The organism is Bacteriovorax sp. BAL6_X (genome assembly GCF_000443995.1).
GTDB lineage: Bacteria > Bdellovibrionota > Bacteriovoracia > Bacteriovoracales > Bacteriovoracaceae > Halobacteriovorax_A.
The window spans coordinates 1-23999 of sequence record NZ_AUMC01000009.1; the positions used below are offsets into that span (position 1 = coordinate 1).

24 protein-coding genes, 1 tRNA gene and 1 rRNA gene are annotated in these 23999 nt (G+C 37.3%); 5 read left to right on the forward strand and 21 right to left on the reverse strand.

Going from position 1 to position 23999, the window contains the following annotated elements; genetic code table 11:
- Both M902_RS08700 and M902_RS08705 read right to left on the reverse strand, forming a co-directional pair.
- Positions 1-377, reverse strand: a 16S ribosomal RNA gene (locus tag M902_RS08700); the annotation flags it as partial.
- Between the two features lie 239 nt (positions 378-616).
- Positions 617-692, reverse strand: a tRNA-Ala gene (locus M902_RS08705).
- Between the two features lie 173 nt (positions 693-865).
- On the opposite strand from M902_RS08705, the gene M902_RS08710 reads away from it, so the two are divergent.
- Complete coding sequence (locus M902_RS08710) at positions 866-1441, forward strand: peptidylprolyl isomerase (protein WP_021267508.1); 576 nt, start codon at positions 866-868, stop codon at positions 1439-1441.
- 320 nt (positions 1442-1761) lie between these two features.
- Here the strand turns inward: M902_RS08710 and M902_RS16515 are convergent, their stop codons facing one another.
- From M902_RS16515 to M902_RS08750, 9 genes are all read right to left on the reverse strand, one after another.
- Entirely contained in the window at positions 1762-1935 is a 174-nt protein-coding gene (locus M902_RS16515) for a hypothetical protein (RefSeq protein WP_021267443.1), read from the reverse strand.
- Positions 1936-1955: 20 nt separating this feature from the next.
- The gene (locus M902_RS08715; protein WP_021267717.1) at positions 1956-2240 is read right to left on the reverse strand and encodes a cytochrome C oxidase subunit IV family protein; all 285 of its coding nucleotides are present in this window, start codon (positions 2238-2240) and stop codon (positions 1956-1958) included.
- 22 nt (positions 2241-2262) lie between these two features.
- On the reverse strand, positions 2263-2949 hold the full coding sequence (locus tag M902_RS08720; protein WP_021267438.1) for an SCO family protein: 687 nt from the start codon (positions 2947-2949) through the stop codon (positions 2263-2265).
- A 10-nt stretch (positions 2950-2959) separates the two neighbouring features.
- On the reverse strand, positions 2960-3838 hold the full coding sequence (locus M902_RS08725; protein ID WP_021267527.1) for a c-type cytochrome: 879 nt from the start codon (positions 3836-3838) through the stop codon (positions 2960-2962).
- A 10-nt stretch (positions 3839-3848) separates the two neighbouring features.
- Positions 3849-4430 (reverse strand): cytochrome c oxidase subunit 3, encoded by a 582-nt coding sequence (locus M902_RS08730; protein WP_021267572.1) that lies wholly within the window; start codon positions 4428-4430, stop codon positions 3849-3851.
- Positions 4431-4435: 5 nt separating this feature from the next.
- Entirely contained in the window at positions 4436-6175 is a 1740-nt protein-coding gene (locus M902_RS08735) for a cbb3-type cytochrome c oxidase subunit I (RefSeq protein WP_021267663.1), read from the reverse strand.
- A gap of 29 nt (positions 6176-6204) precedes the next feature.
- The gene (locus M902_RS08740; RefSeq protein ID WP_021267405.1) at positions 6205-7011 is read right to left on the reverse strand and encodes a cytochrome c oxidase subunit II; all 807 of its coding nucleotides are present in this window, start codon (positions 7009-7011) and stop codon (positions 6205-6207) included.
- 77 nt (positions 7012-7088) lie between these two features.
- Positions 7089-8840, reverse strand: coding sequence for a heme o synthase (gene cyoE / locus M902_RS08745; RefSeq protein WP_021267494.1), 1752 nt, complete (start codon positions 8838-8840; stop codon positions 7089-7091).
- Entirely contained in the window at positions 8840-9802 is a 963-nt protein-coding gene (locus M902_RS08750; RefSeq protein ID WP_021267541.1) for a heme A synthase, read from the reverse strand. Before M902_RS08750 ends, cyoE begins: the two co-directional genes overlap by 1 nt.
- 100 nt (positions 9803-9902) lie before the next feature.
- On the opposite strand from M902_RS08750, the gene M902_RS08755 reads away from it, so the two are divergent.
- Genes M902_RS08755 through M902_RS08765 form a run of 3 tightly spaced genes read left to right on the forward strand, consistent with a single transcriptional unit; the run spans position 9903 to position 12933 of the window.
- The gene (locus tag M902_RS08755) at positions 9903-10997 is read left to right on the forward strand and encodes a tryptophan 2,3-dioxygenase family protein (RefSeq protein WP_021267625.1); all 1095 of its coding nucleotides are present in this window, start codon (positions 9903-9905) and stop codon (positions 10995-10997) included.
- 1 nt (position 10998) lies between these two features.
- A complete protein-coding gene (locus M902_RS08760; RefSeq protein ID WP_021267642.1) occupies positions 10999-12141 on the forward strand; it encodes an aminotransferase class V-fold PLP-dependent enzyme in 1143 nt (380 codons plus the stop codon).
- Between the two features lie 6 nt (positions 12142-12147).
- Positions 12148-12933 carry a transferase hexapeptide repeat protein gene (locus M902_RS08765; protein WP_021267670.1) on the forward strand — a complete coding sequence of 262 codons (786 nt, stop codon included), beginning with the start codon at positions 12148-12150 and terminating at the stop codon, positions 12931-12933.
- Here M902_RS08765 and M902_RS08770 read toward each other — a convergent pair.
- From M902_RS08770 to M902_RS08805, 8 genes are all read right to left on the reverse strand, one after another.
- The gene (locus M902_RS08770; protein WP_021267624.1) at positions 12923-13456 is read right to left on the reverse strand and encodes a DUF420 domain-containing protein; all 534 of its coding nucleotides are present in this window, start codon (positions 13454-13456) and stop codon (positions 12923-12925) included. The genes M902_RS08765 and M902_RS08770 overlap by 11 nt on opposite strands.
- A complete protein-coding gene (locus tag M902_RS08775; protein ID WP_040314543.1) occupies positions 13437-13673 on the reverse strand; it encodes a hypothetical protein in 237 nt (78 codons plus the stop codon). Before M902_RS08775 ends, M902_RS08770 begins: the two co-directional genes overlap by 20 nt.
- A 104-nt stretch (positions 13674-13777) precedes the next feature.
- Positions 13778-14416: a cytochrome c oxidase subunit 3 gene (locus M902_RS08780; RefSeq protein ID WP_021267400.1), complete on the reverse strand. Its 639-nt coding sequence runs from the start codon at positions 14414-14416 to the stop codon at positions 13778-13780.
- 13 nt (positions 14417-14429) lie between these two features.
- Positions 14430-17261: a c-type cytochrome gene (locus M902_RS08785; RefSeq protein ID WP_021267532.1), complete on the reverse strand. Its 2832-nt coding sequence runs from the start codon at positions 17259-17261 to the stop codon at positions 14430-14432.
- A gap of 61 nt (positions 17262-17322) precedes the next feature.
- The gene (locus tag M902_RS08790; RefSeq protein WP_021267606.1) at positions 17323-18399 is read right to left on the reverse strand and encodes a putative membrane protein; all 1077 of its coding nucleotides are present in this window, start codon (positions 18397-18399) and stop codon (positions 17323-17325) included.
- Between the two features lie 31 nt (positions 18400-18430).
- Positions 18431-19213 carry a cytochrome b N-terminal domain-containing protein gene (locus M902_RS08795; protein WP_021267697.1) on the reverse strand — a complete coding sequence of 261 codons (783 nt, stop codon included), beginning with the start codon at positions 19211-19213 and terminating at the stop codon, positions 18431-18433.
- Positions 19214-19242: 29 nt separating this feature from the next.
- Positions 19243-19746, reverse strand: coding sequence for a ubiquinol-cytochrome c reductase iron-sulfur subunit (locus M902_RS08800; RefSeq protein WP_021267552.1), 504 nt, complete (start codon positions 19744-19746; stop codon positions 19243-19245).
- A 111-nt stretch (positions 19747-19857) separates the two neighbouring features.
- Positions 19858-20727: a HEAT repeat domain-containing protein gene (locus M902_RS08805; protein ID WP_021267520.1), complete on the reverse strand. Its 870-nt coding sequence runs from the start codon at positions 20725-20727 to the stop codon at positions 19858-19860.
- Positions 20728-20817: 90 nt separating this feature from the next.
- Here M902_RS08805 and M902_RS08810 point away from each other — a divergent pair, with 90 nt between their 5' ends.
- On the forward strand, positions 20818-21363 hold the full coding sequence (locus tag M902_RS08810) for a hypothetical protein (protein ID WP_021267445.1): 546 nt from the start codon (positions 20818-20820) through the stop codon (positions 21361-21363).
- Between the two features lie 106 nt (positions 21364-21469).
- Here M902_RS08810 and M902_RS08815 read toward each other — a convergent pair whose 3' ends face one another.
- Entirely contained in the window at positions 21470-22795 is a 1326-nt protein-coding gene (locus tag M902_RS08815) for a hypothetical protein (RefSeq protein ID WP_021267608.1), read from the reverse strand.
- Positions 22796-23977, reverse strand: a complete 1182-nt coding sequence (locus tag M902_RS08820; RefSeq protein WP_021267723.1) for a thiolase family protein — start codon at positions 23975-23977, stop codon at positions 22796-22798. It lies immediately after the preceding gene.
- Positions 23978-23999 lie beyond the last annotated feature (22 nt).

Here is a 23999-nt window from a genome sequence, read left to right on the forward strand (position 1 = left end):
ATACTCCCCACTGCTGCCTCCCGTAGGAGTCTGGACCGTGTCTCAGTTCCAGTGTGGCTGATCGTCCTCTCAGACCAGCTATGCATCGTCGCCTTGGTAGGCCGTTACCCCACCAACAAGCTAATGCAACGCAGGCTCATCTCATAGTAAATGCTTCCAAGGAGAGGCATTCTTTCATCTACTTTTTCCATGTCGTAGATCGTATGCGGTATTAGCCAGAATTTCTCCTGGTTATCCCCCGCTATGAGGCAGATTACCTACGCGTTACTCACCCGTGCGCCACTCTACTCACACCCGAAGGTGCTTTCTCGTTCGACTTGCATGTGTTAAGCATGCCGCCAGCGTTCGTTCTGAGCCAGGATCAAACTCTCCAAGCATATATCTTGAAAAAATTTAATTTACTCAATTTACGTTTGTCCTGAATCTTCCGATTTAAACTCAAAGATTTTAAGCTTAAATGGCATCTGACTGATTGAAGTAACTTCAATGATTCAGTTACGTCAGATCTTTCAAAAACCGTTTAAAACTTATTTTGGATTTCTTCTCATCTTGTTTACTGCCTAAGCAGCAAATCTTTTATACTATATTAAAATGTTAAAGAGCCTCTTGAAATAAATGGTGGACATGACAGGAGTCGAACCTGCGACCCCCTGCGTGCAAAGCAGGTGCTCTCCCAACTGAGCTACACGCCCACAAGATAACTCTCACTGTTTAAGCAGTGATTTGTTTCGTTCATCTCTCAAGGTGAAACGTAATTTATGTGACCTCGTTTCATATGTCAACACACTTTTTTCTTTTTTTTTACTTCTTTTGCATTTTTTTTAATTTCCTATCATAATTTCATTAGAAAAGGAGATTTTAAATAATGACTATTGTTAAGCTTGTAAGAATATCACTCTTTCTCTTCATCTTTATAGGATGTACAAAGCACACTGATACAAAAACACAGGAAGAAGTATCGGACAAAAAGGTTGATGTCTTTAAAATAAATGTAGATCGTACAGGATTATCTGAATCAGAAGGTATTATTAAGACTTCTCACGGAAATATTACTTTTAAATTCTACCCAAAAAAGGCACCAAATACTGTCGCACGCATGATTCAGTTAATACAAAGTGGGTTTTATGATGGTTTATCCTTCCATCGTGTAATACCTAACTTCGTTATTCAAACTGGAGATCCTACAGCAACAGGCAGTGGTGGCTCTGGAAAAAAAATTCAAGCAGAATTTAATAATATAAGTCATGTTACAGGAACGATGGCAATGGCACGTACTTTAACAGATGAAAATAGTGCTGATTCTCAGTTCTATATTGCTTTAACTGCACTTCCACATCTTGATAATAAATATACTGTTTTTGGTCAGGTTGTTGATGGTTTAGACATCCTAAAGAAAGTTAAAAAGGACGATAAAATCATTAGTATTGAATACATAGAATAATACTAATCTTTATCAGATTGAATAGACCTGCTTAGTGCAGGTTTTTTCATGATCAAAAAGATTCAATACAATTAAAAAGTTTTTAAGAGCATATCAATTAAGGTTTCATAGAAGATTCTAAGAGCGTTGTAACAATTTAGTCTGCTAGGTTAAATAAGTGAGATAAACTTACTTCTTTCAACAAGAAACCATGTTCAACAATCAATACAAAAGATATTTTTATATTTTGTTTTCGGTGTTTAAGGATTTAGTGACTAGGAATTAAATGCACAATTAATTACGAGTTGATAAAAAAAAACCTGCATTAAATGCAGGCTTTATTATTTTCCGTGTCTTTTCTTATCTTTCGTATAAATGAATGTTTTTAAAATTAGGAGCCCAAGAATTAAAAATCCAATAATCCAACTTGTCTTTGCAGTAAACTGTCCGTCTTTTACTGGTAATGGCTCTTTACTTGGTACTTGTTGTGTAGTCGTATTCGTGTTTTCAGACATACAAACTCCTTTTTGTCTTATTATCTAAACATTGATTCTAAAATAAGCACAGTGGCATAAACTCCAGCTGAAATTGGGATTGCAGCAACAAAACGAGTCCACTTTGTTTCTTCATTTAAGTGCATGAAGTAGTAAGCAACTAGGAAAGCTTTTCCAAATGCTAAAAGAACTAGAGCACTATCGCGGTAAAACTTTGCAATATTTGTCATCCCAGGAATGATAAGTTCCACAACTGTTAGGAACGTTAGAACGAAGAAAATAAAAATATATAATTTCTTGTGTGAATGATGTGCGCCTTCAGCCATTTTATTCTCCATTTATAATAAATTAATTTTTTAAGTACTGTTCTTTATTAACTAGTAAACCAAGATCAATCATTAGCTTATTAATATCTTTACTAGTTGAATCGTAATAACCTCTGATTTTACCATGTCCATCAACAAGAACAAGCTTTTCAGAGTGTGCAATATCAAACATTGTTACCGTTTCACCATTAACATTAGCTTCAACTTCTTGCATTTTCCCCATCTCAGTTCCAAAACCGTCTATGATTGTAGCTTGCATATCTTCAGTCTTACCAGTTAAGAAAGTCCAAATATAAGGGTTCGCTTGATGTTTTCTAGCGTATTTAAATAGTGTTTTAGGATTGTCCGTTTCAGGATCCACAGTAAATGAAACGAGAGCAACTTTTTGTCCTAATCCTCTAACTCTCTTTTGAATCTTTTGCATTTCGGCCGTAAGTCTAAGACAACTTGACGGACAATTTGTGAAAATGAAGTTCGCAATATAAACGCGACCTTCTAGTTCTTTGGACCCATATGTTTTCCCAAAACTATTAGTGAGTGAAAAGGCCGGCAGCTCTTTTACGACAGGTAGTTCAGGAGGAAGTTCTCTGAAAACCGATTTTAAAAAAGGTACAGAAAAGAAATAAAGAACAAAAACTAACCAAAACGCCTTCTTTGAGACAAGCGTTTCGATTAGTGAATTTGATCTTCTTATACCTAAACTAGTCATTATTTAACTCTTATTGATTTTTAATACGATCCATTAACTCTTTACGAGCTTCTGTATCTTTTAAACTCTTTAGGTAGTCAACGTAGTGTGCAACGGCCCAGATTTGGTCATCAGTAAGTGTACCTTTCCAAGCGGCCATAGCTGTACCACCAACACCAGCTGCTAAACGAAGAGCAATCTCTTCAACTGTTTCAGCCGAACGAATTGTGTTCCAAGTAAAATCTGGTGGTAAAGACTTGAATCCCCACTCTGTTTCTTGAAGCTTAGACTGATAATCTGCATCAGAGAAATCACCTTCACTCATACCTGTAAGCTGAGCAAGTTCCATTTTTGGAACGTAAGCTCTGTGACATGACCAGCACATAGCATCTGAGTGGTAAACCTTCTTACCTTCTTCAATTGCAGACTGGATGTGAGCAACACCATATGGGTTTTTACCAAGAGTAATTTGCTTACCAAGCTCCTTATCCTTACCTTCCCAAACAGATGGAGCGAAAGTCTTGATGTATTGAACAACTTCAAACATTTGATCTTCAGTTAAGTCCCAAGGAAGCATTGCTGTTCCATGAAGACCTTTCTCAAGAATCTTGTATAGGTGCTTATCGTGTGGAAGAGTTCCTGCTTCAACCTCTCCAAATTTGAAGACACCTTTAGTAAAGTCACGTGGTGGTACTTTCATTGCCTTAGCTGCAACACCTTTACCGTCACCGTCAACACCGTGACAAGGCATGCAGTATTCAGTGTAAATTTGCTTCCCTCTATTAAGAACATCTTTCTCAACATAGAGGCCACCTGCGAATACTTTATCTTCTTTGAAGTGGTTTTCCTGGCAAGAAACCAAAGATAAAATTGTAAACATTGCTGTTAAAGTTAATGCCATTTTCTTCATAGCTATCCTCTTAAAATACAAACATAACGATAAACATTACTAACCAAACGACACCCAAAAAGTGCCAAAACTTTGATACGTTCTGTACCCAAGTTACTTTCTCCATACTGTAACCTTTCATTGAAACAGGTAGAAGAAATAAAAGTGCAATCAAACCTAGAACGATATGCGCAGCATGTGTCCAAGTTAGTGCGTAAAAAAGTGATGGAAAAACTCCGCCAGAAGCTTGAAGTCCCATCGCGGCCATTGAGTTCCAAAGTTGCCATTGAACAAACATGAAACCTAGACCTAGTAAGTATGTTAGAGCGAAGTAAAGCCTCATGGCCTTAGTATTTTGTTTATTGAATGCTGATTCAAATAATACTAGGGTCACAGAACTTAACGCAATAACTATTGTACTAACCACAGGGATTGTTAGAGGTATTCTCGGCATCCCCATAGGTGGCCATACATCGACAGTTAGACGGTAAACTGAATAACCAAGTAACATTGAAGCAAAGAGCATTGTAAAAGAAACAAGTAGGACGATCATCGCAATTGATGATGTAATCTTTCTCGCTTCTAGTTCTTTATTCGACATTACTTGGTTCATTCTAATTACGCCTCAACTAATTCTTCAGTTTGATATTGGAAATCCTTACCTTCAGGAAGATTAGGGTTTCCTAATTCGTGTGGTCCACACTTAACAACAGGAACTTCTTTGAAGTTATATACTGGTGAAGGTGATGGAATTGTCCACTCTAGAGTACCAACATTCCAAGGGTTGTTAGGTACTGGCTCTTTTTCTTTCTTAAAGAAAATTGTGTAAACAAAGTTGATCACGAATGGAATTTGCCCTAGACCCATAAGTAATGCAGAGTAAGTAACAAATGCATTAATTGGGATTAGTCTTTCCATGAATTCGTAAACAAATGGGTTATAAAGACGTCTATGCATACCTGCGTATCCAACAATCATCATTCCCATGAATACACCATTTAGACCAATCATTGTGATCCAAAAGTGTACCTTTCCCCAGAATTCATTCAGGAACTTACCAAACATTTTTGGCATCCAGAAGTAAATCGCTGCGTATCCACCAAGAAGAACAGAAGCTGCCATCGTGTAGTGGAAGTGACCAACTACGAAGTAAGTATCGTGTAGGTAAAGGTCAGTTGTAACTGTTGCTAGGTATAGACCAGTTAGACCACCAAGACCAAATACAAATACAACACCAAGTGAGAAGATCATTGGAGTATCAAATTTGATCGACCCTTTCCAGATTGTCCCTAACCAGTTTGCAAAGAAGATTGCAGATGGAATTGAGATCGTCATTGTAAGAGTCATGAACGTTTGAGTTAAAAGTGGACTCATTTGAGTCGTGTACATGTGGTGACCGTATACAATTGTTGAAAGAATTGTAATTGAAGTCATTGAAAGCGCAGTTGCTTTCGCACCAAATGCTGGTTTTCTTGCAAAGAAAGAAAGTAAGTCAGATACAATCCCCCATGCAGGAAGAATAAGGATATATACTTCAGGGTGACCGAAAATCCAGAATACGTGTTGATAAAGGATTGGATCACCTGTCCCAGTAGTTGCAGCTGCACCAGCTAGGAAGAAAGTAGTTCCAAATACACGGTCAAATAATAGTAGTAAAAGACCTGCACCAAGAACTGGAAGGAAAATCGCGTTTAGAATAGCTGTTAGCCATAGACCCCAAACAGATAGTGGCATATCAAAGTATCCCATCCCCGGAGCTCTAAGAACGATAACCGTTGTAATATAGTTAACTGCACCCATTGTTGAAGAAACACCAAGAAGGAAAAGAGCAAGTGTCCAAAGAGTTTGCCCGGCCCCAGGTGAACCAATTAGCGTCGATAAAGTTGGGTATGAAGTCCAACCACCTGCTGCAGCACCTAATGGTAAACATAGAGATGCAACAAGGATTAACGCTGAAGCAGCTGCAATCCAAAAAGAAAGCATATTAAGTAAAGGGAAGACCATATCTCTTGCCCCAATCTGCAGTGGGATAAGATAGTTTCCGAACGCCCCAATTAGAATTGGTGTAATAGCGTAGAAAATCATGATCGTACCGTGCATAGTAAAAAGCATCGCGTACGTATCTGGTGGAACAACTCCTCCTGTTGAAGGGAAAAGTAAGTTACCTAGAATTGGGAATGCCTCTCCAGGAAACGCTAGTGTCCAGCGAATCATAAGGGCCATCATCCCACCTAAACCAAGGCCGATGATTCCGTACCAAAGAAATTGTTTTCCGATCACTTTGTGATCATAAGAAAAAATATACTTTGAGATGAAAGTCTTTGGCTCTGAGTGAATATGTTGCTCGAAAAATGCCATTTTATATTCTCCTAAAAGTTATCTTGTAATTAGTACTGCCACTTCCAACCCCAGAATAATTCAGGGTTTTCAGGGTCATTCTCATGAATAGCTTTCTCTTGAGCCTCTGCAATCCAAGCAGCATAGTCTTCTTGAGAGTAAGTAGTAAGTGAAGCTTTCATTCTATAGTGATATGTTCCACACATCTCTGCACAAGCAATATCCCAAGTACCAGCTTTAGTTGGCTCAAACCATAGACGAGTTAAACGACCAGGAATTGCATCAACCTTACGACGAGCATTTGGAAAATATAGAGAGTGAATAACATCTTTTGAAAGTACTTGAATAACAACTTTTCGACCAATAGGCAGTCTTAAGTCATTTAGCTGAACAACATCATCTTCAGTATTAAAAACATTGTCTGCACCAGCATATCTAAAGTGCCATGCCCACTGCTGACCAAGTGCCTGAATACGAAGTGGATTCTCATCCTCTTTTGGCCACTTAGCAAAAACATTTACATAGTCTTCATTCGACATTCTTGTAATGTTCATATCGATTCCAAGGAATACTGATAGACCAATTACAGTCGCAATGATGATATGAATCTTCTTATTCCCATAAGTATAGTAAGGCTTTGGGTGTCTCTTTGCTGAATAAAAGTAAGAGAAACCAAATAATCCTGCACATACCAATGCGAAGAAAAAGATGTTCATGTAAGTAGTGTAGCCAAATAACCAATCGATTAAGTGACCGTGCACAGAGATATCTTCAGGTGGCTTCATTCTTTCCCAAAGACTCATCTGCTTAGAAGTTGTACTAACAACTGTAGCTAAAACAGGTGTCAAAAATCCCATAGACCTTCCTTCTATTGAAATACTTTATTAATTTGAATTGATAAATTTTAACCCTTTTTTATAACATTTTCCACGATTTAGCTAAGGAAAATCATCATTGATAGCAAGAGTGGTAAATAGATTATAGAACCCCAAAAATATTGTCGGGCCCAAGCTACATAACTCGGCTCATCATGAATAAAAAAGCTTTGCAAACTCTGTGCGAAAAATACGCCATTCACAACTAGAGACGCGATATAAAAATTCTTAGAATTAAGATCGAAGAAGTACCCCGCACTACTAAACAAAAACAGGAGTAATGTCCAAAGAGCAATACAGATCTTCATTTTGGTAATCGAGTAGTAGTGAGGGTAGACCTTAATATCCCCTTCCGCATAATCTTGTTTATGGTAAATCGAGATGGCCATGAAGTGAGGAATCTGCCAAATAAACAAAATTCCAAACAATAAAATTGCTAGACCATCAATCTCACCTGTTACAATTGTGCGGCCCATCACCGGTGGAATTGCACCAGGTAAAGCCCCTACAAATAACGCGGCAGGACTTTTCCTCTTCATTGGCGTATACACATAAAGGTAAGAAAAAAATGCCAACGCACCAAGTAAAGCTGTAGTTTTATTTACAAATACGTAAGTTAAGCTAAATCCAAGAATGAAAAGTAGCCAACCTTGAATAACGGCATAAATTGGTTTTATTCTTCCAGCAGGAAGGGCGCGATCTTTTGTACGGGCCATATTTGAATCAACTTCAATCTCCATATAGCAATTAATTGTCGTTGCTGACATCACGATCAAAATTGAAAAAATCAGCGCATTAATTAAATAGAAGAAATCAACATATTGTCCTGTCAGAAGAATCCCCGACACAATTGTCGAAACAACAAGTAAACCTAGGCGTGGTTTAGTTAAACTTAATAAGTCACTTGCAACTGTGTGCTTATACCCACCAAAATATGTATCTTCAAAACGCTTAAACCACTGGAACAAGAATAGTAGATTTAGTGTGATAAGAACTGCTAATAAAAGATGTAGTACTTGAAAGTAGGTCGTATCAGTCAGTAAAAACAATCTCTTTGCGTTAAATAAGTGAATGAGAAATAGAGTAACTAAACCTCCGGTTAGCAACGAAAATTGCTTAAAGGCTTTTCCATGTAAGAGTAAGATCGTTTTTCTGATATTAAAAAGAAAAGCTAGCAAGAAGCCTAAGAATAGAACTCCAAGATACTTATGAAGGGAGTGAATTTGCGCAGCAACAGTTGAAGGCCAAAAACTTAGTCCCTCTGTCGTCTGACATAAGATATTAATATTATCCCCTAGCCCGCATACATCTTTTGTTGCGGTTTGATGAACAATTCCACCAAAAAAGAACTGCGCAAAAGCAATGAGTAACATAATGAAAACAAGGTCTTTTGCTGATGGAGAATAACCTTTTAAATGTAAATCTTGCTTTTCTACAACTGGATAAAAAAGCTGAGAAAAAATAGCGATATAAGCAAAGCTTAGAATTAAATGAAAAACACTAACTAAAGTAGGTAATTTATAAATAAAGTTAATCCCACCTAGAAGTGATTGGAGAACGAGAAGGAATAGGCCTAAGCGTACAGATTTCTCTTTTGGATGTTTAATAAAAAGAAATGTATTTAAAACAATAATAATTCCAGCAAAGATTCTGTGAAGTATCGGATATATTGACGACTTATCAACAGTCACCGCATAACAAATTGGCCAAGAAGTACATTCTAGGCCAGTGAAGTCCGCACTCACTAACCCACCAATGACAATTAAACCTAATGTTAATAAGATATTGATGAAGGCAAGTGTACGATACATTACAGCTCCACTTCTTGTGATTTTTTAAGGATGATTAATAATTCATAAATAAAATATGATAGTAAAATTGCAAATAGTAAGTGAACTGGTTGAGCAAGAGCAGGGAATGCCAGGTATGCTAAAATGACACCTGCTGTGATGACACCAATTAATACTAACATAATAGAGATACACTTCTTTTGGACAAAAGAGTTCTCTTTAAACTCTTCCATGACTTTCCTAAGAGTGTAAGAAAAACCTAAAAGAATTAGAATTGAGAACGAACGGTGGATATAAAAGATCATATCAAGACGATCAACCCAATTTGTTCGAGATAAATTCGGCTCAGTATTAGTAATTAAATCAATTTGCTCTCTAACTTGTGTACCAAGTACAATTTGAATCACAACTAGACCAACAAGAACCCATAAGAAGTCTTTGTAACGGTCTACGTTATGCTTGCGAAGAAATTCAATTTCTGTCACTTCGTATTTTAGATGGGCAAGGGCAAAAGCGAGAAATATCGCCAAGAGCATATGAATCGTAATCACCCCAGGATGTAGGTGTGATTTTACAACCATTGCTCCAACACCACCATTTAGAACGACTAAGAATAGAGCTAGGCCAGATAGCCAAACAACCCTCTTATTTTCTTTTTTATAAGCAAATGAAAGCACAAATAGAATAATTGAAGCTATACCTGTCCACACACCGGCCATTCTATTGAAATACTCAGTCCATGTGTGAATTGGATTGAATACTGCGACAACTCGACCAGGTTTTGCAAAACGAGTCTGATAATCAGCAGGAAGCTGATCAATACTCGTTGGAGGAACAACTTGACCAAAACAAGTTGGCCAATCAGGACATCCCATTCCAGCTCCAGTACTTCTAACCATTCCTCCAATTAAAATAAGTGCAAAAACAGTGATTATGACTACAGGCAAAAACTTTTTGAATCGTAACTTTTTAGAACTTTCCATTTCAACTTCAACTTGATTTCAACTTTCTTAACCCAACAAGAAATATGAATAATTTTCAATTTCAAAGTGATGGGATACTATTTCTTTATAAGGAGTCAATATGCACAAAAATCACGGACCTGTCTATTATGGTGACTATTTAGAACTGAATAAATTACTCGATACGCAAAATCCTCTCTCTAAAAAATATGGAGATGAGGCCCATGATGAGACACTCTTTATAGTTGTGCATCAAGTATATGAATTATGGTTTAAACAAATACTTCACGAGTTTAATTCGATAAAAAGCATTTTCTCTGCAGAAAAAGTGGAAGAGTCACTACTTTCAACTGTTTGCTCAAGACTTGAAAGAATTAAAAAAGTACAAACGCTTCTTTTGGGACAATTGGAAGTAATGGAAACAATGACGCCAATGGACTTTCTTGAGTTTAGAGATTTATTAGTTCCTGCCTCAGGTTTCCAAAGTGTTCAATTTAGAGAAATTGAAATTTTGCTAGGACTTTCTACAAATCAAAGGAAAGAAGTTGATCGAGAATACTTCCTTGGAAGGCTGAACGAACAAGATAAGCAAAGACTTCTAAAAATTGAAAAAGAGCCTACTTTATTCTCGGCCCTTGAAAAGTGGCTAGAAAGAATGCCATTCACATTTAACGATGAATTTGATTTCTGGAGTGAATATCAATCATGTGTTGAAGATATGTTATGTGGAGATGAGCTTACAGTCTTAGATAATATGGCAACTCTTCCACCAAAAGCGTTAGAGATTCAAAAGGCGAACCTTCAAAGTACTCGTGATACATTTGAAACGCTTTTTAATTCTGATGAATATAATAAATTAGTAAGAGAGGGAAAGAGAAGACTTTCTCAAAAAGCTACCCTAAATGCCCTATTCGTTCTCCTATATCGAGATGAGCCTATACTAACTCTTCCATACACTATACTCGCTCACCTTATGGATATTGATGAGAACTTTACTACTTGGCGCTACAAACATGCACTGATGGCACATAGAATGTTAGGAACAAAAATTGGAACAGGTGGGTCTTCTGGTCATCAGTATTTAAAAGATGCTGCTGATAACAATCGATCGTTTATCGACCTATTTAACCTTTCAACTTTTATTATTCCAAGATCACAAAGACCAGTTCTTCCGGAGAAACTAAAAACCGCGATGAACTTTAACTACAGAGATTAGAATGTATAAAAAATATTTTGAAAGATTTTTAAATGCAAACGAAGGAAAACTTCATTTTGCGGCCCACTCTCACCATTACTGGCCAGATGTCACAAGAGAGGCGCAAATCAAATATTGGGATGATAGTGCTAAATACGTTGACGAAAAATGGGGGAAGTTTTTTTCAAATGAGTTTGCACAGCTACAAATTAATATTGCAAGCGTTTTAAATATTTCAAATCCTCAGCAAATTACATTTGCACCAAACACACATGAGTTAGCTTATCGAGTTCTTTCAGGTCTTCCCCATGGGGCAAAAATCTTAACAACTGATAGTGAATTCTACTCATTTGATCGTCAAATTAACCGTCTTTCGGAAGAAGATATTTTCGAAGTGACCAAGATTCAGAACACTAATGACGAAAGCTTTCTTGAAAACTTCATTCAAGAAGCAAATACTGACAAATATGATCTGATTTTCATTAGCCAAGTATTTTTTAATTCTGCCTTTGCAATTAAGGATCTCGTCTCTTTTGTAAAATCAATTAACACTAAGGCCGAAATTGTCATTGATGCCTACCATGCATTTATGGCCCTGCCTACAGACCTAAGTGAAATAGAAGATCGAATTTTCTACATGGCCGGTGGATATAAATACTGTGGCTCCGGGGAAGGTTCATGTTTTCTTATCTCTCCCAAAAATACAAAACTAACTCCAAGAAACACAGGTTGGTTTGCGCAGATGGGAGATCTTACAAACTTCAGTGAAGACAAAGTCCCATTTAGTAATGACGGCTTTCGTTTTGCTGGATCGACAATGGACTTTTCAGCAATTTATCGAATGAATGCAGTTTTAAATTTATGGAAGCATGAGAACATTTCGGTACGTGATATTCACTCTCACGTCGAAAAGAATCAAACTGAATTCTTAACTGGTATCTTAGGTACAAAATTAGAAAGTAAAATAGTGGCAACAACAAACAAAGGTCATTTTATTGCTTTCAAATTTTCAACGTCACATGAATGTGAAGACTACGCCGCAAACCTTAAGGCCAATCATGTAAATATTGATTACCGTCGAAATATTTTGCGCTTTGGATTTAGCATATATCAAGATAGTGATGATATAATTAAACTTATTAAAATAATTAAAAATATTGGTTAGGAAAAGATGGAAGAAAAGAAAAAGCAATCACAAGAAGAGCTTCAATCAGGAGCCTCAAACAAGAAAGGACTTGCTAAAGCAATAGAGAATATTTTTAGAAAGAATCAAGCAATTGGTTATATGGCAGCAATGCTACCTCCAATTATTGTTTACATTATCTGTATTACACTAGGCTTAACTCCAGGCTATATCTTTTTAACGACAGCTTATGAAAACGTTGTAGGCCAACACTTTCTTATTCAAGCTCTTACAATGTCATTTGCATTTGTTATGTCCTATGCAGCCTATGCATTAACACTTATCTTTATCGTTCCATTCTTTAACTGGATCTATCCTCTTAAAATGAAACCATTTAAAGGTAGTTGGATTTCACTAGAAACTCTTCCTTGGTACTACCATAATGCTTTAACGCAATTAGTACGCTACACAGTTTTAGACTTCTTTCAAGCAACACCAATTATCACTTTATTTTATCGAATGATGGGGATGAAGATTGGAAAAAACTGTGTCATAAATACAACGAATATTTCAGATCCATGCCTAATTACGCTTGAGGACTATGTAACAATTGGTGGCTCGGCTACAATCTTTGCGCATTATGCTCAAGCTGGATTTCTCGTAATAGCACCAACTGTAATAAAAAGAGGAGCAACAGTTGGACTAAAGGCATCGATTATGGGAGATGTCATTATCGGTGAAAAAGTTGTTGTTTCTCCACACGAAGCGGTGCTACCAAAATCAAGACTTGATGCTGAAGAGAGAAAGAAAGCAAAGAAAGAATCTAGTAATTAAGATATTTCAAAAAGAAAAAGATTAAAACACCCGTAACTGAAACATAAAGCCAAATGGGTAAAGTCCACTTTGCCCATTTTTTATGACTCTTAAAGCTTCCAGTCAAAGCATTCCAAAGAGTAATTAAAATCATCGGTAACATCACAATACTTAAAAGAACGTGAGAAATTAAAATTGTAAAATACACAGGTCTTACTAAACCTTGTGCGATGAATTTCGTATCTCCATGAAAGTGATGATAGAGAAGATATGAAACAAGAAATAATGCAGAAGTAGCAGTTGCCCCAGACATGCATTTAATATGTGCCGATACATTTTTTTTCTTAATAAATCGCCAACCTACAAACAGTAAAGTTGCAGAAATTGAATTCAGTACAGCATTTACCATAGGTAGATAATCAACCCACCAAAGTTTAACGGCCGCTTCAGGTTTAAAGTAGATAAACCAAACTAAGAAAAGTGCAATTAATCCACTTAGTATAAAGAGTAATGTATAGATAAAATTACTGTTGTTCTTCTTCATGAATCCTAGAAGCTACTGAGTTTTTTCTATATTTATGAATTGTTTTATAAAGAATAAAAAACGGAATATAGATTAGGCCAATGAAAGTTACAAGAATCCAAACCAGCCTTGCATCTTTTGGATTATTCATAGATCCAGCACAACCAGGACACGCAAAAACGTAGTCTGAAAATAGTACTAGAATTAATATGCCAATTGGTAATAAGAAACTTTTCATATAATTGCCTTATATACCTTTCGGAGGGCTTAGTCCATTATTTTAGCTCGAAACAAAAAAGGCCCTACACAAGTAGGGCCTTTCTTACAACATATGTTCATTCATTAAATTAAATAAATAAATGTAAATACTAGAATCCAAACAAGGTCGACGAAGTGCCAGAAAAGACCACATACTTCAAGAAGTCCATAGTCACCTTTGTCAAAACGTCCCTTAAGAGCAAGTACATACATGTAAATAAGAAATATTACACCTGATAGTACGTGAAGCCCGTGGAAACCAGTAATAGCAAAGAATGTTGACGAGAATAAGTTATTACCATGCTCGTAAGTCGAGAATGTCATACCCATATCTGACATTAGATGTACGTACTCATATGCTTGGATACCAAGGAAGATTACACCACCGATAATTGTAGCTAGAAGCCATCCTCTAATTGCTTTTGGTTGTCTCATTTTTACAGCATCAATTGCCATAACCATTGAAACAGATGAACAAATTAGAATGAAAGTCATAATCCCTGAAAGGTGAACTCCACCAAGAGCTTCTACAGGGTTTGGCCAATGCTTAGTAGCACGAAGTACTGCATAAGCAATTAGTAAGCCTGAAAATGACATGGCATCAGTTCCAAGAAATAACCACATCCCAATTTTATTTGGACTTGCGTGCCCAAACTGAGGGTCATTTGGATAACTAATTACACCGTCATGAACTAAATCTTTTGTATTAGCATGTCCTGCCATTTATAAACTCCCGTTATCTCTTTCCAGCTTTCTTAGCTTTTGGTGAGTAAAAATCACTTCCTAACTCAAGTACGTACTTAGTAACTGCTTCGATTTGTCTCTTAGCATCACCGTCAAGAAGTTCTGGATCCGCAGCCTCTCCTTCTGGCCAGAAAGATGGCATTGTAGTACCAGGCATAATTTTATCTGGACCTTCAAGCCACTTCTTAATCCAACTCTTTCTTAGTCTTCTCTTCGCAAAGTGAAGATCTGGAGCAAGTGCTTGATCCCTATTGAATCCAGTAGTGTGACATGAAGCACATGCCAGGTCGTTAAATAACTGAACGGCCGCACGTCTCTCTTCCTTACTTTCCCAAACTACTTTTTCATTTTCGTCAAAGATAGGTTGGTCAGCCTTTACACGGAACATATCAACAAGTTTTTCTTTTTCTTCTTTACTCATATTGAAAGAAGGCATTCTTAACTTAAGCCATGGACGAATTTCATATACATCACCAAGGAAGTAATGGAACCAGTCAGTTTGTACTCTGTGGCCCTGCTCAACTAAACGAGGAGGCGCTTCGTTTACATCATCGTAAATTTTTAGCATATCACCGAATTCACCATCAATTTGGTGACAACCAATACAGTTGTATTTAACAGCAACTTTCATACCTTCATTTGCAACAGTTTCAGCAGCGTCGTATCTCTTAACACCTTTAAGAGGAATCTTCTGATCAACTTGTCCGATAAGAGCTGTTGTAATTAGAGCAGCGTCTTTTTCGTTCATATGGAACTGAGGCATTCTTAGTAAATCTTTAAATGGTTTATCAACACCGTTATCCCATCTTCTAGGGTTTAATAGGTGTGCTTTAATCCAAGCTTCTCTTGAGTGTTCTACTTTCTCGTGAGAGAAACCAAATTGAGTTAAAGGTTTAGAACCAAGTTTAGATAGCTCTGGACCAATTGGTGCACGATCTTCAAAACCTTTAATATTGTGACATGAGTAACAACCGTATTTACCGATTGAACGTCGTCCTAGCTCCATTGTTCTCTCATGATCATTCATTGTTGCAAGCTTAGCTTTAGCAACTTCAATAGTATCAAATGCTGAGAAGTAAGTTACAAGGATCTCATCTCTCGCAGCTTTATCCATATCTGCAAACTTAAGTTTTTCGAACTGATCATTCTTTAGGCTCATTAGGTATGCTGTAATATCATTAACTTCTCTATCAGATAATCTGAAAGATGGCATGATTGTATCTTCCTGGAAGTGACTTGGATTTTTAAGCCATGAAGCCATCCAGTTTGCATCTTTTACTTTAGAACCAATACCATCTAGGTATGGACCTTTGTGAGCATCAACTTTTTGAGACTCAAGTGCAAAATCTTTAACACCGTGACAAGCAAGACATCCGATTTCACCAACAAGTTGCTTACCTTTTTCTTTATTACCACCAGTATATTTCATGAAAGGCTTATAGCTTTCTGACTGTGCGTAAATAACTTCAGCAATTGCATTTACTTCAGCGATATTCTTCTTAACGAACTCTGGCGAGTTATTGTTATCATTGTTAAAGAACTGAGGCATTTTTGCATGCTTATTAAATGCTTTTGGCTCCCAAACCCAGTTTTTAAAGAATTCTTTATCAAGCTTTGCAGCGATTTTCTCTAAACTAGGACCCGGCTTTCTTTTATGCTCCCAACCTTCAATCTTGTGACAAGCATAACAACCAAATTTCTCAAGAGCACGACGACCTTCATTTAAAGTAGTTGCCTGTGGAATATATTGAACACCACTGTGACACTTAACACATCCAGCTTCATAGTCACCACGTCTTAATTGTACGATAGGCACCTTGTGTGGTTCATGCCAATTGTACTTAGCAATCCAGTCTTGTTTTTGTTCTTCAGTAGCTGGCATGTGAGCAGCAGCATTAAAGTCATTAACTCTATGCCCTTCTCCACCGTGACATGAAGTACAACCAAAGTTCTTCATTGGGTGCTTACCGTTAGCTCCAACCATTAGGTCTAAGTTAGGGTGAGTCTTATGCGGGTTTGCTTGATTTTCGTAACCTGGCTTATCAATGAATGTGTGACAAGTCATACAACGATCAACTTTCGGTACGTGTTGAAAGAATCTATCGTCAGTAATATTTTCTAATACAACTTGTTGAACCTTAACAGTTGGGTCCATAAAGTCGATAAAAGGTAGGTTTCTTAGTGCGAATACAGGAGTTACTTCTTTTCTCTTCTCTGCACCTTTAAGAAGCTCTAGACGACCAACGATTCCGTTGATCTTCTTATTAATTGAATCAACATCAGCATTAAAAGCTGCAAGTTGTCTCTTTAAATTCTTCTCTTTAGTTTGAAGTGCTTTCTTCTTATCAGTAGAAGCAGCAAACTTCTTCTTATTCTCTTGAAGTTTTTCAAATAAAGAATGAGCATTTGGCGCATGTTCAGCATGAGCAACACCGTAATTAAAAGCAAGGGCAGCAACGTCTGAGTTCAGACGACCATTAACGATCTGCTCTTTTTTAATATCTTTAATTACCTGATCAAGCTCAGCTTCAATTTTTGAAATTTCTTTGCCCTTAGCTTCAACTGATTTCTTAGCTGCCGCTAGTTCATCATTAAGAACCTTTACTTTTTCAGTACTGATCTTTGCTTCTTCTTCAGCAATATCTTTAGCAATTTTTTCTTTTTCAATCTTCATTGCTTCGATTTGAATTGCTTTCCATGGTCTCATGTAATCATCTAGGAATACCCATATTACCGTAACCAAAAGAACCAGTGAAAAGATCGCGAAGATCTTATTCAGTTTTTTCATATCATAGGCCATGCCTGGCTCATGTTTCTTTGACATTTTTATATACCCTTTATTACTTCTTCTTTAAGTATCTTTATATATCTATATCCAGATTCGCTTATAGGTTAAGTTCCCACTCTGGTAGAGCGATAATATACTTTAAGCTAAATAGCCATCTAAGAACCATCTTGATTGGTAGTGATGTCATACCAAGTACAAGGATGATGAAAATATAGTATCTAATCTGACCAGTGTTCTCGATAATCTTCTTTCCATACTTCGATTTAGCAATCGCAACTGGAAGTACACAACAGTAACCAAGAGTTAGGATTATACCCACAATCTCTCTAACAACGATATTTGAAGGCATTGGAGTGTTAAGCCACTTAAGCCATACAAATTCAGAAAGGTTTACGTTGTATTCAGAAACAACTTTGTGGAAGTCCCAGAATTCAAATGGACCATAGAAAGTCCAGTTTGGTCCACGTAAGAAAGTACCAACGATAATTAAGTACATCCAAAGAACGATCCAACCATATAGGAATCCCCACATAGCGATTGGTCTTTCTTTAATTGTGAAGTAACCATTCCCTTTTGGGTTAGTATCAATATATGGAATTGCAATTAGACCAACAAGAATAAGACCTGGTAGTACAACCCCGGCCATCCAAGGGTCGAAATATACAAGCATTTCCTGAAGACCAAGGAAGTACCATGGTGCCTTGGCAGGGTTAGGGGCCCAAGTAGTGTTTGCAGGCTCTTCTAGAGGAGCCTTAAAAATAATTGCCCAAACAACTAAGAAGATAGTCGTACCGATCATACACATTAACTCAGTAAAAACTAAGTTAGGCCATACCCATACTTTCTCTCTATTTTCAGGAAGTGCCTCGATTGGACACTCACCATTTTCAATTCTCTTGTCATTCTCAGCAGCTCTATAAAGTGCATACCAAGTCAGCCAAGCAATAAGAACGATAATAATGTTAATTGGAATATTATCTGGCCATAGGATAATTGCTCTAAAGTTTGCATCCATACAAAACCAAACTGTAATAGGAGCAGCAGCAATAAGTGCCCATTTAGCAAATTTCTTGCTTCCTACTACACGATAGTACTTCATCATGAAGAAGAATAGGACCGTCGTAATCGGGAATGATCTAATCGGATCGGCCAGCCAGTTTATAAGTTCTTTCATTTATATATCCCTTTCTCTCAAAATATATTTTTTAAAGTGGTGCTGAAATCCCACCGTCTTTTCTTACACGCCAGAAGTGAACTGCAATTAGAACACCAACAACAAGTGGAATGAATACACAGTGAAGAATATAAAATCTTAGTAGTGCTGGTTCCCCAACGAAACGTCCTGCTAGAAGCTGGAAACGAACGTCGTTCTTATCAGAAACCATTACGAAGTCACCAATTTGTGCTAAAGCTGCACCTGGACCACCATGCCCCATAAATGGAGTCGCTTTCGCCATGTTTGAACCAACGGCAATCGCCCAAATCGCTAGCTGATCCCATGGAAGTAGGTAACCAGTAAATGATAGTAGAAGAGTTAATACTAAAAGGATAACACCAACACCCCAGTTAAATTCTCTAGGTGGTTTATATGAACCTGTCATAAATACGCGGAACATGTGAAGCCACACAGTAATAACCATGGCGTGAGCACCCCAACGGTGAATTTCACGCATAATCCCTAAAGGCACGTGCTCTTTAAGTGCAATAATATCGTTATATGCGTACTCTGCAGTTGGTCTGTAATAGAACATTAAAAGTACACCAGTAACAGTTAGTGCTAAGAAAATGAAAAATGTAAGTCCACCCATACACCAAGTATAACCAAGTTGAACCCCTGATTTCTTAAGTTTGATTGGGTGTAAGTGTAAAAACACGTTACCAGCTACGACAGCAGCTCTATTTCTTGCGTTCGTTGGAGGCCCGTGTCTGAAGATCGATTTCCAGACCTGAGTTTCTCTAATGTAATCAACAACACCTCTTTTAGCCATTGTTATTCCTTCCTATTTATTTATCTAAATTAAACTTTTAAGTAACTTTGTGGATTATCCCACTGACCTTTTTCATAACGATAAATCTTAGTTTTATCGACAATGATTTTACCTTCAGCATTTAGTGAGATTTTATATCTTTCAAGTGGTCTTGGAGCTGGCCCTTCGAAGTTAATACCATTTTGGTAATAACCAGAACCGTGACATGGACACTTAAATTTTAACTCGGCAGGAAGCCAGTTAGGAACACATCCAAGGTGAGTACAAATGTTAGAAAGAGCGAAAAGACGTCCTTCCATTTTTACAATCCAAACACCGTAACCATTCTTCCAACGCTCGTCTACACCTTCCTCGTAATCGTTAGGACGACCAGCAACGAAATCCATCTCTGGCTCGAAGTTTACGTTTGGATAAGTGTAACGGAAAATTAATGTTAAAAACCCTGCTACCGCAGAAGTGAAGGCTACCCAACCAACAGTTACGAAACTAAAGAACTCTCTTCGGTTTAACTGTTTTTTTACATCATCAGACATTTTAAAAAACCTCTATTTCTAATCATAAATACACAAATTTAAGTCACGATGACCCAATTTATGATTCATAAGTTATTGCAAATTCATTTTATACTTTGAAGGATGTTATCACTATTTCAACGAATTTAAAACTTCCTTTGCAAGACTAACTACTTTTATATCTTTCTCAATATTAATCATTTTCTCAACGCTCGGCGCCATCTTTTTCCAACCAGCTCGCCTTAACGCAGTGAGTACATTAAATTTAAGGCCACTAATCTCTTGAACAGTTAACTTCTTACCTAAAGACTCATCATTTAAATTTAAAATTTCATTGATCGTCGCAATGGCCTGATCGTTCTTATATGCGATTAGCGCTGTCGCCGCAGCATATCTCACAGAAAAACCAAGATCACTATTAAGACTCTTAGTAAACAAATCTTCTGTACTATCAACTTCATGAGTAGCAAGAGTCAAGATTGTCACTTGCACCATGGCCGCATCATTTTTCTCTATGAATTTTTTTACAAGATCCCATTTAAATGAAATACCTTTAGGCATTTTTGACAGTGCTACCATCGCGTGAAAATTAATCTCTGGATTATCTGCCTGTAGAGCATGCTCAAGAACAGGAAGTCCCCCTTCATTTCCAAGTGCCCCAATGGCCACAACAATAAAATCGCGAGTTCTTGGGTCAACTGTGGTCTTATAGATATCTCTTAAATTCGTAACTAACCAAGGAATATCTTCCTCTTTAACTGCACCAGCTGAGATAACTTTAGAAAGCTCAAGTGCTGCAATCCACTTGTTGCCAAAGGTTTTCGACTTCATCTCATGAACTAGATCTTTATAAGAGTGGTCGTTGGAAAGCATTTTCGTCACACCAAAAATGATCAGTGCTCCTACTAGTACGATAGCAATAGGAACCATTAATGACCCCATTACCGGATTACTTTCAAGTAGTTTTTTATCTAACTTAGTGTTTTGATTTTTCTCGCTCACGAAGAAATTGCCTTATAGTAAATGTTTTATTAAATATGGGATAAGAATTAGCAAATTAGAGTATAGTTGACAATTATAAAAGGTGAAATTATGGCCTATCTACTTAGAGGACTGATCGTTATCATGGTTGCTGCAATTGGATTAACAACTTGCGTAGCACTAGGATTTGTTGATGTGGGCATTAGCCACATTAAATTGGCCATTCCAGCCTATCTTTATACAATCTTCGCACAAGCGTTCGTCATGTTTTACTTCATTGGTGTTGCCCGCCTTGTGAACAATATCAATTTGATCCTTATGAGTGAGCAAAACTTAAATGAATTATTTGATGAAGAGCCAGGTGACTTAACACCTTATAGAGAAAAAGTGAAAAGATACGTTCACAAAGCAGACCTTGCAAAGAGACAAACAATTCCTTGGACAATGCTGATGATCATACTTGGCATGATTGCTTTCTTCCTTGGTGGTGCACACGATACAAATATGGTTGAAAAGACAACACACTCTGGTGTTGCCTATGGGTTTATTGCTTCGATGTTAATTGGGTTTGTTAGACAATGGTGGTTCCTAGGTCAAACACACCAACTACTTCGTGAAGTAAAGACATTGTTTAGTATTCCAGATGGGCAGATGTAGATCCTTCGCTGTAGGGTGCCACTGTAGGGTGCCATGCACCCTTTGTTGTGCACATGCGAAACCAAAAGAGCATGGCACCTCACTTGGCACCTCACTTGGCGGATGCTTAAATAGCCTTAAGCCAAATAAAAACCTTGTTTTGCCCCGGTGGGTTTCGACGAGTACGAGTTCTTGATTCGTAAATTATTACGGAGTCATCCCCTTTTACTTGGGCCATAAATTCTTTTAGATAAGCTCTAGGCACATAGAGATTGTAGTAAAATCCACCTGGAACAGCGAGACCAGGCTTAACGTTATCAACCTGAGTGACTTGGTAAAGATCAAGAAGTTTACTAAGACGCTTTCTTGTATCATTAGTGTCAGCAGAGTTCATCATTACACGATAAACTTTTGTGTTACCGTATCGACTATCACGATAACCGCCACCTTTAATATCCTCTTCAAAAGATGACTGTTCTCTATCGGCAGAAGAAATATCACGAGGAAGAGTATCAATTGAAGTTAGGACAACTTCAGATTCTACTTCATCACGTTCTTCATCTTCTAAAGTTTCACCAAGAAAGTTTTCACTGTCGTCAACATTTTCAATATCTTTAATATCTAATTCAAATTGTGCAATTTGTTCTTGATCCGCAATTGTTTCTTCAGTGAATTTTAAACCTTCATTCTCCCAGCGAAATTGAGGTTCATAGACACTAATTTTATCTGAAAGATATTTTTCATAAGTTCTATTGGCAAATTCAATTGCCCATATAAGAAATATGGCCACTCCAATAAAGGCAAAGATTTGGGCGAGACTCTGCATCTTGGAACTTAAATTATCTCTTAGTTTTAGCCTAGAAATATTAAAACTTGTTCCACGAAAGTCTTTTTCCATTTTCTTCACAAAATAGATCCACTCTTGATAAAGTGTTACTTCCATAGATGTTAAAATTTCATGATTGTGGCTACCTGAAAATGCTAGGTCGATACCAAGGTCAGTAACTAACTGATTTGCACTAACATTTCGGTTACCTGAAAGAATATCATTTATAGTAAAATGTTCATTGATATAAGCTTCATGCTGAGGAAAAACTTCAACGAAGAAACTACGTAGTAAGATTGAAGTATCGCGCTCACTTTGATGTAAATTACTAGCAAGTTCTTCAATAGAAACATCACGTGAAATAAAAACAAAACAAATGAATTTATCTCTAAGCCAAGTAAACCAAGACTCAAGTGGGCCAACATGAATATTATCGATGATATAGTAAAATCTTTTTGAAATCTCAAAAAGAGTTAAGTCTTCATCAAAGAACACATCCCAAAAGCGTTCAAAATCTTCACGGTACTTTCCTTGCCACGTAACATTTTGAATATCCAAGCAAAGCCAGTCGCGAAAAGATGCATAATCATGATGAAAGAACTTTAATTCATCGTTAACTTTTTTCATTTAAACTCTTTTAATTAAGATACCAATTCCTTGGCCACCGCCAATACAGGCACTAGCAATTCCATATCTCTTGCCTTCACTTGCAAGTTGATTTGCTAAAGTCGTTGTAATACGAGTTCCAGAAGCAGCTAGAGGGTGCCCTAGAGCAATTGCTCCTCCCCAGATATTAACCTTATTTATATCAAGAGCAAGCTCTTTAATACAAGCAAGTGCTTGAGCTGCAAAAGCTTCATTAATTTCCACAAGATCAATTTGATCAAGTTCCATCTTATTATCAGCAAGAAGTTTTCGAATGGCCGGAACTGGCCCAATCCCCATAATATTTGGATCGACACCGACGACTGCACCATCAATAATTTCAGCAATTGGTTTTAGTCCATGCTCATTCACAAAGTCTTCACTTGCTACAAGAGCAACTGCCGCTCCATCAACAATACCTGATGCAGAACCAGCAGTCACAAGTCCATCTTTTACAAAAGATGAACGCAACTTATTCATATCTTCAAGAGAAGCTTCTTCCCTCAAGTGCTCATCCTTAGAAACAGAGCCTTTTCTAATCTCAACTTCACAGATTTCTTTTTGAAGCTTTCCATCTTCATATGCGGCTGCTGCACGCTGATGTGATAAGAGAGCAAATTCATCACAATCAGAGCGAGAAACCTCATATTTGGCCCCTAGATTTTCTGCGGTAATCCCCATTGGACAACCTGCATGTTGATCAGTTAGAGCATCAAGAAGCATATCCACATTCTTCAATGATCCGTATTTCGTACCAAATCGTGCTCCATATGTTAAATGTGGAACCATCGACATATTTTCAGTCCCACCAGCAAGCACACAGTTAGCTTCTTCTAATTTTATTAAACGAACTGCATCGAGAATGGCCTGAATACCTGACCCGCAAAGTCTATTAATTGTAACTCCAGGTGTTTCTTGCGCACATCCGGACTTAAGAGCAAGATGTCTCCCACCGTACATAGTATCAGTCGAAGAAGGGACAACATTGCCTAAGATTACCTGATCAATAAGGTCGGCTTTAACCCCAATTTCACTAAGTAGTGAATTTGTGGCAGCAACAGCTAAGTCAACTGGCTTAATATCCGTTAAAGAACCACCAAATTTACCAAATGGCGTTCGTTTTCCATCTACTAAAAATACGCGACGGCCTTTATTTAAGGACATATTTGCCTCCATTCACTTACTG

What these genes read in the sequence shown, in the direction of transcription:
- M902_RS08710 (WP_021267508.1), top strand. Translation starts at nt 866, where the DNA reads ATGACTATTGTTAAGCTTGTAAGAATATCACTCTTTCTCTTCATCTTT.
- M902_RS16515 (WP_021267443.1), bottom strand. Translation starts at nt 1,935, where the DNA reads ATGTCTGAAAACACGAATACGACTACACAACAAGTACCAAGTAAAGAG.
- M902_RS08715 (WP_021267717.1), bottom strand. Translation starts at nt 2,240, where the DNA reads ATGGCTGAAGGCGCACATCATTCACACAAGAAATTATATATTTTTATT.
- M902_RS08720 (WP_021267438.1), bottom strand. Translation starts at nt 2,949, where the DNA reads ATGACTAGTTTAGGTATAAGAAGATCAAATTCACTAATCGAAACGCTT.
- M902_RS08725 (WP_021267527.1), bottom strand. Translation starts at nt 3,838, where the DNA reads ATGAAGAAAATGGCATTAACTTTAACAGCAATGTTTACAATTTTATCT.
- M902_RS08730 (WP_021267572.1), bottom strand. Translation starts at nt 4,430, where the DNA reads ATGAACCAAGTAATGTCGAATAAAGAACTAGAAGCGAGAAAGATTACA.
- M902_RS08735 (WP_021267663.1), bottom strand. Translation starts at nt 6,175, where the DNA reads ATGGCATTTTTCGAGCAACATATTCACTCAGAGCCAAAGACTTTCATC.
- M902_RS08740 (WP_021267405.1), bottom strand. Translation starts at nt 7,011, where the DNA reads ATGGGATTTTTGACACCTGTTTTAGCTACAGTTGTTAGTACAACTTCT.
- cyoE (WP_021267494.1), bottom strand. Translation starts at nt 8,840, where the DNA reads ATGTATCGTACACTTGCCTTCATCAATATCTTATTAACATTAGGTTTA.
- M902_RS08750 (WP_021267541.1), bottom strand. Translation starts at nt 9,802, where the DNA reads ATGGAAAGTTCTAAAAAGTTACGATTCAAAAAGTTTTTGCCTGTAGTC.
- M902_RS08755 (WP_021267625.1), top strand. Translation starts at nt 9,903, where the DNA reads ATGCACAAAAATCACGGACCTGTCTATTATGGTGACTATTTAGAACTG.
- M902_RS08760 (WP_021267642.1), top strand. Translation starts at nt 10,999, where the DNA reads ATGTATAAAAAATATTTTGAAAGATTTTTAAATGCAAACGAAGGAAAA.
- M902_RS08765 (WP_021267670.1), top strand. Translation starts at nt 12,148, where the DNA reads ATGGAAGAAAAGAAAAAGCAATCACAAGAAGAGCTTCAATCAGGAGCC.
- M902_RS08770 (WP_021267624.1), bottom strand. Translation starts at nt 13,456, where the DNA reads ATGAAGAAGAACAACAGTAATTTTATCTATACATTACTCTTTATACTA.
- M902_RS08775 (WP_040314543.1), bottom strand. Translation starts at nt 13,673, where the DNA reads ATGAAAAGTTTCTTATTACCAATTGGCATATTAATTCTAGTACTATTT.
- M902_RS08780 (WP_021267400.1), bottom strand. Translation starts at nt 14,416, where the DNA reads ATGGCAGGACATGCTAATACAAAAGATTTAGTTCATGACGGTGTAATT.
- M902_RS08785 (WP_021267532.1), bottom strand. Translation starts at nt 17,261, where the DNA reads ATGTCAAAGAAACATGAGCCAGGCATGGCCTATGATATGAAAAAACTG.
- M902_RS08790 (WP_021267606.1), bottom strand. Translation starts at nt 18,399, where the DNA reads ATGAAAGAACTTATAAACTGGCTGGCCGATCCGATTAGATCATTCCCG.
- M902_RS08795 (WP_021267697.1), bottom strand. Translation starts at nt 19,213, where the DNA reads ATGGCTAAAAGAGGTGTTGTTGATTACATTAGAGAAACTCAGGTCTGG.
- M902_RS08800 (WP_021267552.1), bottom strand. Translation starts at nt 19,746, where the DNA reads ATGTCTGATGATGTAAAAAAACAGTTAAACCGAAGAGAGTTCTTTAGT.
- M902_RS08810 (WP_021267445.1), top strand. Translation starts at nt 20,818, where the DNA reads ATGGCCTATCTACTTAGAGGACTGATCGTTATCATGGTTGCTGCAATT.
- M902_RS08815 (WP_021267608.1), bottom strand. Translation starts at nt 22,795, where the DNA reads ATGAAAAAAGTTAACGATGAATTAAAGTTCTTTCATCATGATTATGCA.
- M902_RS08820 (WP_021267723.1), bottom strand. Translation starts at nt 23,977, where the DNA reads ATGTCCTTAAATAAAGGCCGTCGCGTATTTTTAGTAGATGGAAAACGA.